General features: G+C 49.1%; 12 protein-coding genes. 11 read left to right on the top strand and 1 reads right to left on the bottom strand.

The window, feature by feature from the left end:
* Nucleotide 1: 1 nt before the first annotated feature.
* The 11 genes from AC1XUF_RS07995 to AC1XUF_RS07945 all read left to right on the top strand — a co-directional run bounded on the left by AC1XUF_RS07995 (nucleotide 2) and on the right by AC1XUF_RS07945 (nucleotide 11,163).
* Nucleotides 2-934 (top strand): hypothetical protein, encoded by a 933-nt coding sequence (locus AC1XUF_RS07995; RefSeq protein ID WP_483341157.1) that lies wholly within the window; start codon nucleotides 2-4, stop codon nucleotides 932-934.
* 206 nt (nucleotides 935-1,140) lie between these two features.
* On the top strand, nucleotides 1,141-1,941 hold the full coding sequence (locus AC1XUF_RS07990) for an HpcH/HpaI aldolase family protein (protein ID WP_483341155.1): 801 nt from the start codon (nucleotides 1,141-1,143) through the stop codon (nucleotides 1,939-1,941).
* A gap of 9 nt (nucleotides 1,942-1,950) precedes the next feature.
* The gene (locus AC1XUF_RS07985) at nucleotides 1,951-2,907 is read left to right on the top strand and encodes an aldo/keto reductase (RefSeq protein ID WP_483341154.1); all 957 of its coding nucleotides are present in this window, start codon (nucleotides 1,951-1,953) and stop codon (nucleotides 2,905-2,907) included.
* A gap of 58 nt (nucleotides 2,908-2,965) precedes the next feature.
* Complete coding sequence (locus AC1XUF_RS07980) at nucleotides 2,966-3,892, top strand: Gfo/Idh/MocA family protein (protein WP_483341153.1); 927 nt, start codon at nucleotides 2,966-2,968, stop codon at nucleotides 3,890-3,892.
* A 232-nt stretch (nucleotides 3,893-4,124) separates the two neighbouring features.
* Nucleotides 4,125-4,904, top strand: coding sequence for an SDR family oxidoreductase (locus tag AC1XUF_RS07975; RefSeq protein WP_483341152.1), 780 nt, complete (start codon nucleotides 4,125-4,127; stop codon nucleotides 4,902-4,904).
* Between the two features lie 111 nt (nucleotides 4,905-5,015).
* On the top strand, nucleotides 5,016-5,399 hold the full coding sequence (locus AC1XUF_RS07970; RefSeq protein ID WP_483341151.1) for a RidA family protein: 384 nt from the start codon (nucleotides 5,016-5,018) through the stop codon (nucleotides 5,397-5,399).
* Nucleotides 5,400-5,410: 11 nt separating this feature from the next.
* Entirely contained in the window at nucleotides 5,411-6,394 is a 984-nt protein-coding gene (locus tag AC1XUF_RS07965) for a 3-hydroxyacyl-CoA dehydrogenase family protein (RefSeq protein WP_483341150.1), read from the top strand.
* A 44-nt stretch (nucleotides 6,395-6,438) separates the two neighbouring features.
* On the top strand, nucleotides 6,439-7,737 hold the full coding sequence (locus AC1XUF_RS07960) for an aspartate aminotransferase family protein (RefSeq protein ID WP_483341149.1): 1,299 nt from the start codon (nucleotides 6,439-6,441) through the stop codon (nucleotides 7,735-7,737).
* A gap of 28 nt (nucleotides 7,738-7,765) precedes the next feature.
* Entirely contained in the window at nucleotides 7,766-8,626 is an 861-nt protein-coding gene (locus tag AC1XUF_RS07955) for a 3-hydroxyacyl-CoA dehydrogenase family protein (RefSeq protein ID WP_483341148.1), read from the top strand.
* Complete coding sequence (locus AC1XUF_RS07950; protein WP_483341147.1) at nucleotides 8,607-9,686, top strand: dipeptidase; 1,080 nt, start codon at nucleotides 8,607-8,609, stop codon at nucleotides 9,684-9,686. Before AC1XUF_RS07955 ends, AC1XUF_RS07950 begins: the two co-directional genes overlap by 20 nt.
* A 100-nt stretch (nucleotides 9,687-9,786) precedes the next feature.
* Complete coding sequence (locus AC1XUF_RS07945; RefSeq protein WP_483341290.1) at nucleotides 9,787-11,163, top strand: hypothetical protein; 1,377 nt, start codon at nucleotides 9,787-9,789, stop codon at nucleotides 11,161-11,163.
* Between the two features lie 40 nt (nucleotides 11,164-11,203).
* On the opposite strand, the gene AC1XUF_RS07940 is transcribed toward AC1XUF_RS07945, so the two are convergent.
* Nucleotides 11,204-12,073 (bottom strand): AraC family transcriptional regulator, encoded by an 870-nt coding sequence (locus AC1XUF_RS07940; RefSeq protein WP_483341146.1) that lies wholly within the window; start codon nucleotides 12,071-12,073, stop codon nucleotides 11,204-11,206.
* Between the last annotated feature and the right edge of the window lie 189 nt (nucleotides 12,074-12,262).

Here is a 12,262-nt window from a genome sequence, read left to right as displayed (position 1 = left end):
CATGGGCCTGACCATAGCCTTCCTGTTTTTATTTGGGCTTGTACCGGTTTCCCACAGACCGCAAGGCTTTGGGGATGATCGGTATGTTTCCCTTTTGAGAAAAGTAATGCATGAGCAGCCTCAATGGATCAAGGTCCATGCGGCGGAGTATCTGCTTTGGGCGGGTTATCCCCAGGATGTCAGGGAAGTGTTTCTCGAAGAGGATAAGCGATTTGGCTCCCGGTCGCCTTATCGGATCGGGATCTGGCGCGTGCTGGCAGAGGCTTCGGCGTCGCCAAAAGAACAGCAGCATTGGACGGATCAGATCAAAAAGGCATTTCTGAATGTCAACGGATCAGATCGTTTACATGCCGCTGAAACACTTGCAAAGCTGAGAATTTCAGCTTTCCACGATGATCCTGATTTATTTGCAAAAACATTGCAGGACCCGTTTAAGGCGCTGACTATGTACACATTGTGGAGCAATGCTTTTACTTCCGCAACACATCTGCAAGACACAAAGTCAAGACTGATTGCATTGGCATCCGGGCCGGATGATGTGGTCAAGTCAATAGCTGGCTACGCGCTTCGTCAGCTTGGCGGTATTTCATGGGCAGATTGGGTAAAATTTTCGAAAATGGCCCTGGATGAGCCGGATTATTCTGCTTCAAAAGTGAATTTGCTTAGCGCTGCATGGGTGACTTGTCCCAAAACGGATCGCAGTAATAGTAAGGAGTCAGCGCTCATCCATCAAGCGCTTTTGAAATACAAAACATCAAAAAATAAAGCCGAACTTACCGAAATGGCAATGGCATTGGCAGAGAAAGGAACAGAACTTGATTTGCCTGTTTTGGAATCTCTTTTTCATAATGAAAATCCGATTGGAAAAGAGTCGGATGATATAGACGTGAGGGCTGCGGCAGCTTATGCGATTTTGAGGATTGGGAAAAGGTAAATCAGGACTGGATCCCTTCTTCGTCGAATAATTTATTTGATAACGCCAGTCTTTTGTTCACGACTGAAATAACGGATTTGCAGTTCAAAACTCAAATCTGAAAGATAGTACCATTATCCCCTATAAAAGTAATAGCAAACCAAGGTTCCGGCCATTACTTTTGAATAAACATAGATACAATTATACACCCGGAAATCAGACTGGAAATGCGTGAAAGCCGTGTCTTAAAAAAACTCAGGGCAGGAGAAACTGTCAGTTGTCTCAAGATCAATTTGTCGGACCCGCGCGTATCGGAAATTGCAGCGATTACCGGGTTCGATTGCGTGTGGGCCGACCAGGAACATATCGGAACGGACTGGTCTATACTGGCCGGGAATGTTTGGGCGACGAAGGCGCATAATACCGATATCCTGGTGAGGGTTGCCCGGGGCAGTTACAGCGACTATATCCGTCCGCTCGAACTGGACGCGACCGGCATTATGGTGCCGCATATCATGAACCTGGAAGATGCAAAAAAGGTAGTGCACATGACACGCTTTCATCCGATAGGTCTGCGTCCTATTGATGGCGGGAACTCCGATGGCGCTTATACCGTGATGGATTTCAATGAGTACCTCGTGAAAGCGAATGAACAGCGCTTTGTGATCCTGCAGATCGAGGACCCCGAACCTCTCGAGCAGCTGGAAGAAATCGCGGCACTGGAAGGTTACGACATGCTTTTCTTCGGTCCGGGCGATTTTAGTCAGGGAATTGGCTCGCCGGGGCAATGGGACCATCCCAAACTGATCGAAACGCGGATCAGGGTCGCGGAGGTCGCGAGAAAACATGGAAAGTTTGCGGGTACCGTCGGAGGACCCGGAAATCTCAATGAACTGATTGCCATGGGTTACCAGTTTGTCAGCATCGGCGCCGATGTAGTGGGTCTGAAAAACTACTGTCAGGACCTGCTGAAATCCTTTGAGACATCCAAAGCTGCAAAATCAGCTACTTCCTACCTCGAGAATTAGCGCTTGGTCATGAAAAAAAGATTGCTGGGAAAAACCGGCCTGGAAGTTTCCGAAATCGCATTTGGCGGAGTGGAAATCGGCTTGCCATACGGCATTGGGGTGGAAAGTAAGGCCGATATGTTGTCGGAAAAAGAGGCGGTTGCATTGCTTCATGAAGCTGTTGACAAGGGTATCAATTTTTTCGATACCGCCAGAATGTACGGCGAAAGCGAATCCATCATGGGAAAGGCTTTTCAGGATCGCCGTCAGGATATTGTACTGGCCACCAAATGCAGGCATTTTAGAAATACGGATGGGAAGCTGCCTGCCGACCATCTGCTGAAAAAGTTTATCGAAAATTCCCTGGCCGAAAGCCTCAGCGCATTGCAAACGGAATATGTGGATGTTTTTATGCTACATCAGGCTGATGCGGAGATACTTGGTAATGAGGCGATAGCTGAAACTTTTGCAAATCTTAAAAACAAAGGCATGATCCGTACAGCCGGAGCCTCTACCTATTTGGTGTCCGAGACGGCTCTCGCCATTGATTCCGGTCACTGGGATGTCATCCAGCTACCATTCAATATGATGGACCAGAGGCAGTCAGCATGTTTTGATCTTGCGGAAAAAGAAGGAGTTGGCTTGGTCGTCAGGTCGGTTTTGATGAAGGGATTGCTTAGTGACCGTGGGAAAAATCTGCATCCGGCACTCTCGGAAGTGGAAGCGCACATCGAAGGCTATCAGCATTTGTTAAACGGAAATTTCCCCGACCTGCCGACGCTTGCAACCCAGTTTGTCTTGTCCTTCGAAAATATGGGTTCGGTACTCATAGGAATAGACAAATCGGAATACCTGGACAAAGCCCTGGCCACGGCCAATGGAAAATACATGAGCCGGGAAATGCTCGAAAAAGTAAAAAAAGCAGCCTACCCGGTGCCTGAATTCCTGAATTTACCCTACTGGGACAAAATGGGCTGGTTGAAATAAGTAAAGAAACATCAAAAAACAGAGCTCAAAGCAAACAGCTAATAGCTAAAACCCAATAATGCTAAAAATCGGAATCATCGGCATGAGCCCGGGCAATGCCCACCCTTACTCCTGGTCAGCCATTATCAATGGTTTTTTTGATGGGGAAGAAATTGCCAGGATCGGCTACCCTGCGGTGACCGCCTATCTGGAAGCCAATCGCGATACGTTGGGCTTACCTGCTGCGAAGGTTACCCACGTATGGGCTCAGGAAAAGGAAATCTCGGAAAGCATAGCCAGAGCCGCAGGGATTTCGACTGTGGTAGACGACCTGGAAGATATGATCGGTGAAGTGGACGCCGTCATGCTGGCGCGGGACGATCCCGATCACCACAAGGAAATGGCAATGCCTTTTATTGAAGCCGGTGTCCCTATTTTTATTGATAAGCCGCTGGCCTATTCCGCGGAGGACCTGAACTGGTTTTCGGAACAAAATGCAGCGGGGAAATTCATCATGTCCTGTTCGTCCATGAGGTATGCCAATGAATGCCGCATTGCGCGCCAGGAGCTCAAATCGTTCGGGCAGATCGAGTTGGTAACGGCCGTCGGCAAGAAGGACTGGAAAAAATATGGTGTACACTTGCTGGAAGGGGTATTCGGAATACTCGATGATCCTAAAGCCGTGTCGGTAAGGCACATCGGCGAATTGAACAGAGAGATCATCCACCTCCGCCTGGAAAGCGGCGTGGAAGTTACCCTGCATTTGTTCAATCACATTACCGGCACATTCCAGATCTCACTTTTTGGTCAAACCGGCTGGAAACTGATCGATATCCGTAATTCCTATTCCTCGTTCCGGGACAGCATCATTGAATTTATCAGGTCGGTGCAGGAGGGGAAACCAAGGCTGGCATTTGAGAAAACCGAAAGGATGATGCGGATCATGATCGGGGCGAAGGAAAGCAGGGAAAAGGCAGGAGAGGTTGTGTTTTTGGACAGAGATTGAAAAAGGGTGAAAGGTTAAAAGGGTTGACCTTAGCCTTGCGACCGACAGCGGCATGGTATGATGTGGAAGTGCAATTACCTGATTGTATCGTGTAATCGGTCTGGAGACCGACAGACTCAGATGACGTAGTCCGGAGACTACGTCCAACCTACTACCTTCGGCTTTTTTTCTTTTTTCTTTTTTCTTAACCTTTTGACCCTTAGCCTTTAATCCATTTTTAAAATCGCTTTCCATGAACGTCAAAGATCTGCTCAGTTTAAAAAATAAGGTCATTCTCGTAACAGGTGGTTCCGGGAATTATGGAAAATGCATTGTTGAGGGACTTGCGGAAGCGGATGCTACCGTGATCACTTCTTCTCGAAGTCTGGCTTCCGCGGAAACTAATGCCGCTTTTTTCAAGGAAAAAGGTCTGGATGTGCATGCCATGCAGCTGGACCAGGGGGACCATGGATCTGTTATGAATGCGCGTGCCGAAATTTCCGAAAAGTTTGGCGCGCTTCACGGGTTTGTCAACAACGCAGTGTCCAGGCCGATGAAAGGTTACAACGCGCCATTGAGCCAGTTTGAGGAATCGATGCAGGTCAATGCGACCGGAATGGTGGACCTGCTGCGCGAAATGACGGACCTTATCGTGCAAAGCGGGGGCGGAAGCGTGATCAATATCGCATCCATGATGGGCATGTTCGGTCCGGACCTGTCCAATTATGATGGTACCGAAAATATGGGCGACCTGCCGCCTGATTATTTCTTTCACAATGCGGGGCTGATCAATCTGAACCGCTATATGGCGCAGATGAATGCGGGGAAAAATATCCGTTTCAACTGCATCAGTCCGGGCGGGCTTTTCAACAACCAGCCCCAGGCTTTTCTCAACAATTACTGCAAAAAAGTGCCGCTCCGGCGCATGGCCAATCAGGACGATATCAAGGGCCTGGTGGTGTTACTTTCCTCTGATGCAGGGGCTTACATCAATGGGGAGAATATTCTCATGGATGGCGGTCTGAATGCCTGAAAATACGGGTAAAAAATAGTATCAGTAATCCACACAAAAGTAGGAGAACCCGAGACTCGGTGATATGTACTTTTGTAAAGTAGGAGTTTCTTAAAATAATATTTTGTTTTTATGAGAAAAGTAATTCATCCTGACCGAGACCCCAACTTCGCTACGGGAGCTTATTCCGACGGCATCGTAGTGGATGGTTTTTTGTTTGTGAGCGGTCAGGCAGCCGTTGATTTCAAGACTTCCCGGTTTGTTCTGGGGACGATCGAGGAAGAAACGGCGCGCACACTGGATAATATTGCGGCAATCGTCAAAGCTGCCGGGGCCTCCATGGAAAACGTGGTGAAATGCACGGCGCATTTGGCTGATATCAACGACTTCGACAGATATAATGCAGTGTATACCACCTACTTCCCCGGGATAAAGCCTGCCCGAACCACCGTACAATCCGTTTTGGCAGAAAACATCAAAGTGGAAATAGACTGTATCGTCAAACTGCCCGCCTGAGCACGCCTCCTATGAATGAACAGTCTAACGTAGCGGAAATCCCGGTTGGCGTGGTGGGTTTGGGATTGATGGGCAGCAGCATTGTCGCTGCGCTCCTGATATCGGGGCATCCGGTGAAAGCCATAGCGCCCATTCCCGCAGATGCCATTGGCGCGCACGAACGCATACTCGGCCAGCTTAGCCAATGTCTGGATGCAGGATTAATTGAATCGATAGAGAAATACGACGATTTACTCAGTATATCAGAATGTTACAGTATTCTTTCGCCATGCAGTGCGGTAATTGAATGCGTGATCGAAAAGGCCGGGATCAAGTCGGAAGTGTACGAAAAAATTACTTCAGTAGTAAGTCCGCAGTGTATCATTGGGAGCAACACTTCCGCCATTCCGATCAGCGAACTGCAAAAGTATGTTGACAAACCCGAACGTTTTCTGGGCATCCATTGGGCCGAACCGGCATTTATGACCCGCTTTCTGGAAATCACCTGCGGGGAACAGACTGCCGGGGAATATGCCGACCGCATTGTCGCACTTGCGCAGCTCTGGGGCAAAGAACCGACATTGCTTAAAAAGGACATCCGCGGTTTTATCACCAACCGGCTGATGTATGCCGTTTACAGAGAGATATTTCACCAGATCGAAATCGGAAATGCCTCCCGGGAGGACCTGGACAAGGCGTTCCGTTACGACGCAGGTTCATGGATGACCCTGATGGGTGTTTTCAGGAGAATGGATTACATGGGCCTTGGAGACTACAGTACCGTGTTGACCCATCTTTTTCCTCAATTGAGCAATGCAACGACTGTACCGGAAGTGATGCAGAAAATGGTAGCAGACGGCGCACGCGGCATCCACAATAACAGAGGGCTATATGCTTACGAAGGTCAGGAAGGGAGGCAATGGGACGAAGCTTTTACCAAATTCAACCAGGAAATCCATCGCCTTGCCGCCAATTATTCAGAAGACAAGGTAAAACAACAATTGAAAGGCAGATAGCCCTAAAAAGCCAAAACCCTGCCGCTAACAGCTAACAAGCCCCCATGAAAACTTATACCAAATCGGCAGAACTCCTCGAAAGGTCAAAAAAGGTCCTTGCCAGCGGGGTTTCGTCCGAATTCAGAAAATACAACCATCCTCACGCCTTGTTTTACACGCACGGAAAAGGGAGCAGGATATACGATGTGGATGGTAATGAGTACCTGGATTTTACATTGAGCCAGGGGCCGCTGATCCTCGGTCACTCACATCCGGAAGTGCTGAAAGCCATTGCCGGATACTCGGAACAGGGCCAGCTTTTTGCCGGGCAGCATATCCGTGAAATTGAGCTGGCGGAGAAGCTGAACGAACTTATTCCTTCCGCGGAAATGATGCGCTTTTGTCTCGATGGCTCCGAAGCGGTGCAAACCGCCTTTCGGGTAGCGAGGGCGAAGACAGGGAAGAATAAGTTCCTGCGTTTTGAAGGACATTACCATGGCTGGATGGACAATGTATGCTGGGGTATTTCGGCTCCGTCGCCGGAAGCGCTGGGCAGCCGCGAAAACCCGAATGTTTTTCCATGGACACAGGGGCTGCCCGAAGGCGTAGAAAATGATTTTATCATTTTACCCTGGAATGACCTGGAATTGGTCCGTCAGACAGTTGCGGAACGATCTTCTGAGATAGCGGCCATGATTACCGAGCCCATCATGTGCAATAACGGGTGCATTGAACCTAACCCGGGATTTCTGGAAGGGTTGAGGGAAATCTGTACCGGATATGGCATTGCATTGATCTTTGACGAAGTGATAACCGGTTTCCGGATTTCGCTGGGCGGGGCGCAAACTTATTTCGACGTAACGCCCGACTTGTCCATTTTCGCCAAAGCCATTGCGAGCGGGTACGCCATCAGCGCGATCGTGGGGAAATATGAGTGGATGCAGTTGATCGAACAAGCCAAAGTGATCCACGCCGGGACAATGAATGCAGGTAACCCTACGGTGGCCGCCGCATTAGCGACAATTACTGTTTTGGAAAAAGAGCAACCGCATGAGCGTATGTTCAGATTAGGGAAAAAACTGATGGATGGGCTAAGAAAAGCTGCTGCAGAAACCGGTCATGCCTTGCTCGTGGAAGGGCCGGGGCCTATGTTCGCGATGAGTTTTACCGGGCTTGAAAAGACCGGCGACTATCGTGACACATTGCTCGCCGACAAAGCAAAGCTCGGAAAGTTCATTGCCGGGATGCACGATGAAGGCGTCCGGATCATCGGTCGCGGATTGTGGTACATCAGTGCCGTTCACACCGACGAAGATATTGAAATCGCCATCACCACGGCCGCGAAAGTATTTAAACAAATCTGACAAACAAGGAGTTACCCAAATCAATCCAATGAAAGAAAGGGGACAAGAAAAAGAACCTGTTTTGCTGACAGGAGATGGCAGGTTAACCCTCAGTATTGCCTCCTGCATGCGCAATGCAGGATATCCTTTGACAACGGATACCGGGCTGGAATTTGTGGATGACAAGCCCTGCCACCTGGCGATCATTGTTACGGCTGAGAATCTTGATTTTAAGAAGAATGCTATAAAACGGCTGGAAAACATTTTAGGAAGGGATACAATTATTGCGGTTAACACAGAAACCATCGGGCTTAACCTTTTGCAGGAAGGTGCCCGCTATCCCGACCGTATCCTTGGCGCAAACTGGACGGAGCCGGCGGATACGACCTCCTTCCTGGAAATCATTGCCAATGAAGTGACAAACCCCGCTTATGTTGAGCGTATCTGCAGAGCAGCCATCGACTTCTGGAATAAAGATCCCTACGTCATACACGGGAATACCGGCGTGCGTATGCGCCTGGTGGGAGCGCTGATCCGCGAGGCTTTTTACCTGGTCAGAAACGGTTACGCTACCGTTGAGGACATCGACCGCGCTTGCCGCAATGATGCCGGTTATTATCTGCCTTTTGCCGGAAATCTGCGGTATATGGACCTGATGGGTACCTATGCTTATGGGATGGTGATGAAAGACCTGAACCCCGAGCTTTCGAAGGACCAGTATGTTCCAGACTTTTTCCGGAAAATGATCCAGCAAAACGAACTGGGTATGGAAACCGGAAAAGGGTTTTACCAATATGAGGACGGCGAAGCCGGAAAGTGGCACGAATTATTGACAAAATTCAGCTTTGAAGTGAAAGAATTGATAGATAAGTATCCTTTTAATTATCAGCATGAACCGACTCATTTTTGACGCGCACCTGGACCTTTCCATGAATGCAATCGAATGGAACCGCGATCTGACGCGCCCATTGGATGAGATCCGTCAGCGGGAAATGCATATGTCTGATAAAAACGACCGTGGCAAGGGGACGGTTTGCCTGCCGGAACTCCGCAAAGGAAACGTCGGAATCGTTGTGGCTACGCAACTGGCCCGTTTTGCACCTTTCGGCAGTGCCTTGTCAGGCTGGAATTCCCCTCAGCAGGCCTGGGCAATGACGCAGGCGCAGCTGGCCTGGTACAGCGAAATGGAAGCTTCGGGGGAAATGGTACAGATCAGGGACCTGGACGGACTGGATGCGCATCTGGCGCTTTGGGACGACGCATCTGTTGCCAGTGAAAAAAAGCCAATTGGATATATTTTAAGCCTGGAAGGCGCTGATTCCCTGGTTGATGTATCGTATTTGCAGCGTGCTTACGACTATGGTTTACGGGCGATCGGCCTCTCGCATTTCGGGCCGGGAAGATATGCGCCGGGGACGAAAACACAGGGACCGGTGACGCCTTTGGGGTTTGATCTGATGCGCGAAATGTCGAGACTGCATATGATCCTGGATACGACGCATCTGACGGACGAGGGTTTTGATCAGGTTCTGGACTTTTACGACGGGCCCATCTGGTCGAGTCATCACAATGTAAGAAAGATAGTGCCAAACCAGCGCCAATTGGCTGACGACCAGATTAAAAAACTGATCGGGCGGGGTGCGGTAATTGGCGGGATGCTGGATTGCTGGGCGATGGATATACGATTTATCGATATGGTTTCGGATCCCTGGCAGCTGGATATCAAACTGGAACATCTTGTGGATCACTGGGACCACATTTGTCAGATTGCCGGGAACAGCCATCACGTGGCCATTGGCAGCGATCTTGACGGCATATTCGGTACGGAGCAATCACCTTGGGACATGAATTCCATCGCCGATTTACAGAAATACGAAGGGATCCTCAGCAAAAGAGGTTATACCGAACAAGATATCGACAACATTTTCAGCCAGAACTGGATCCGTTTTTTAAGGAAAGCATGGCGGTAGTTGCCCGATGCGGTGCTATCGGCCCGCGTCATTGAATGGGCATCTTTCATCATTATCGTTTTGAAAAAGCTAGTTGCAAACAGTCAAAAGCCTTCTAAAAATGCCACAACTTTTCGCAGGGTCCGCCCGTATCAAAACCACACCTCCACTGGGGACGCGGATCAATGGGGACTTTATCACACATTATGCGACTTACATTCATGATGATTTATATTCCAAAGCGCTGGTTTTCAGGCTGGGGAATACTGTTATCGTAATGGTGGTCGTGGATATTTGCGTGATGCCGAAAGACTTTCTGGATCCGATCAAGTCGGAAATTCATACGCTTTTCGGCATTCCGGCATCGCATATTCTTATTTCCAGTACGCATACCCATGCGGCGGGTTCGGTGGCAGACGTACATTTGGGAAGCCTGGACCCGGCTTATGCCAAAAAGCTGCCCGGTTTGATCGTGGAGTCTGTCAGACGGGCATTGGAGAATCTGAAACCAGCGCAGATTGCCTTTGGATCGGTCGACGCACCGGAACATTTGCTCTGCCGCAGATATGCCATGACCGAAGGATATGCGCCCTTCAATCCGGTGACAGGAGAAGCGGATCTTGTGAAAACCAATCCTTTTGGGGCAGAGGAATTTATTATAAGAAGTGTAGCGGAAACCGACCCCGGATTAGGGTATCTGGCTGTTAAAGGTATGGATGACAGCTGGATCGGGTTGTTAGCAAATTATTCCTTGCATTATGTCGGCGATTGGGAAAACGGGACGATATCCGCGGATTACTTCGGCGTGTTTTGCGCGGAACTGGCCGAGAAATTGCAGGCTGGCAGCGATTTCGTCGCGATGATGAGCAATGGAACCAGCGGGGACGTCAATATCTGGGACTTCCTCGATAGCGAACGGTATCCGAAGGCACATTTTGAAAAGAGCAAACTGATCGGGTCGGATCTGGCGGATAAGGTGTTTCAGGATATTGCGATAGCAGGACTGCCATGGGACAGTGAGCCGGTATTGGGAGCGGCGCTGGACCATGTTGCAATTGACATTGTCAAACCAACCGAGGAAGAACTTGCCCGTGCCGCTCTGCTGGTTGCAACCGCGAGTTATGAAACCATCGAACCCACTCAGGATGGCCTGCGCCAGATTTACGCCAGAGAGCAGATCCTATTGAATGAGATGCCGTCGTTACGGGAATGCCCGGTGCAGGCGATTCGTATCGGAGATGGCGTGATTGGTGCGCTGGCGGGAGAGTTCTTTTCCGAAACGGGGCTTTACCTGAAAGCGCATGCTCCCGCGAAACATTATTTCACCATCAGCATGGCCAATGGAAATGCAGGATACGTTCCGCCTGCTTCCGAAATCGCAAAAGGCGGCTACGAAACCTGGCGCTGCAGGTACAGTTGTATGGTGCCAGGTGCGGAAGAAATCATCCGTGAGAAACTACTTTCCTTGGCAGGTGCGGTTGGTACTGCGCAGGACTAATACTATATTTCATTAATTCCGATTCAAATAAGCCAAGTTATTACCGGATAATTAATGTTTTCCGGTAGTCGCTTGGCGTCATGCTTTTCAGTTTCTTGAATTGGCGGTTGAAATTCGCCAGGTTGTTGAACCCGCATTCATAAGCCACTTCCACAACGTTGCGATCGTTTTCAGAGAGCAGCTTGCAAGCATGCCCGATGCGGACTGTGGTGAGGTATTCCACGAATGTGACCCGGAACTGTTCCTTGAAAAAGTTACAAAATGCAGTCACGCCCATATTGCCAACCGAAGCAATTTCTGCCAGACTAATATCCTTATCGAAGTTCTGCATGATGTAGCCGGTGATCTTTTTAAACCGGTCCGACGAGTCGTAATGGAAGTTCTGAACAAAGCGGGGACTGGCCAAAAGGTCGTATTCTGTCGTACTGGACATAATATCGAAGATCAGGAACAAATGCGACAGGCGTTGCAGTCCGTTCATAGCCGGCATTTTGCGCATCAGCTCATTGATTTTATCACGGGTTTCGCCACGTAATGCAAGGCCCCTTTCCGCCAGCTTTAATACTTTTCTGAAATTTTCGATTTCCGGAATATTCATAAAATCCTCCCCGAGGAAATCATCGGTGAAATGGATCACCAGAGCGTCGGCCTGCTCCTCGGCCCGCCTTTCCAGATAGATAGGATCATTCACCCAGACATGGGGAAGTAAAGAACCCATGAAAACGAGATCATCCTCTTCAAAATAGCCGATATGATCACCCACCATGCGTTTGCCGGTGCTTTTGTTGACCAGAACAAACTCATAGTGAGCATGATAATGCCAGGGAGCGGGAAAGAAGTCGCCCTTTTCGCGGAAAACAATAAAGGATTTGTCAACATCCTGAGGCAGATGGAATTCAACAGCTTTCATGGAGCGGGTTATGATTGTTACTGTAAACTAATACAAATTTTCAATTCAAGCCACTTTGTGAAAGATAGTATCAGAAATAAAGAGAAAAGTAGCATCGGCACCATGGCCGGCAATACCGCTCACTCATATGAGCAGTACTACCTATTTTTTGTGCTTCGGACTGAGGATAATTTTGTCGAGTTAAATCAA

This window comes from Dyadobacter sp. HNCC25DJ185 (genome assembly GCF_056895195.1).
The sequence above is the reverse complement of the archived record's forward strand: the minus strand, read 5'-3'. Positions and strand labels throughout refer to the sequence as shown.

Bases quoted from the DNA above. Each gene is read 5' to 3' on its own strand.
- AC1XUF_RS07995 (WP_483341157.1), top strand. From the start codon at position 2: ATGGGCCTGACCATAGCCTTCCTGTTTTTATTTGGGCTTGTACCGGTT.
- AC1XUF_RS07990 (WP_483341155.1), top strand. From the start codon at position 1,141: ATGCGTGAAAGCCGTGTCTTAAAAAAACTCAGGGCAGGAGAAACTGTC.
- AC1XUF_RS07985 (WP_483341154.1), top strand. From the start codon at position 1,951: ATGAAAAAAAGATTGCTGGGAAAAACCGGCCTGGAAGTTTCCGAAATC.
- AC1XUF_RS07980 (WP_483341153.1), top strand. From the start codon at position 2,966: ATGCTAAAAATCGGAATCATCGGCATGAGCCCGGGCAATGCCCACCCT.
- AC1XUF_RS07975 (WP_483341152.1), top strand. From the start codon at position 4,125: ATGAACGTCAAAGATCTGCTCAGTTTAAAAAATAAGGTCATTCTCGTA.
- AC1XUF_RS07970 (WP_483341151.1), top strand. From the start codon at position 5,016: ATGAGAAAAGTAATTCATCCTGACCGAGACCCCAACTTCGCTACGGGA.
- AC1XUF_RS07965 (WP_483341150.1), top strand. From the start codon at position 5,411: ATGAATGAACAGTCTAACGTAGCGGAAATCCCGGTTGGCGTGGTGGGT.
- AC1XUF_RS07960 (WP_483341149.1), top strand. From the start codon at position 6,439: ATGAAAACTTATACCAAATCGGCAGAACTCCTCGAAAGGTCAAAAAAG.
- AC1XUF_RS07955 (WP_483341148.1), top strand. From the start codon at position 7,766: ATGAAAGAAAGGGGACAAGAAAAAGAACCTGTTTTGCTGACAGGAGAT.
- AC1XUF_RS07950 (WP_483341147.1), top strand. From the start codon at position 8,607: ATGAACCGACTCATTTTTGACGCGCACCTGGACCTTTCCATGAATGCA.
- AC1XUF_RS07945 (WP_483341290.1), top strand. From the start codon at position 9,787: ATGCCACAACTTTTCGCAGGGTCCGCCCGTATCAAAACCACACCTCCA.
- AC1XUF_RS07940 (WP_483341146.1), bottom strand. From the start codon at position 12,073: ATGAAAGCTGTTGAATTCCATCTGCCTCAGGATGTTGACAAATCCTTT.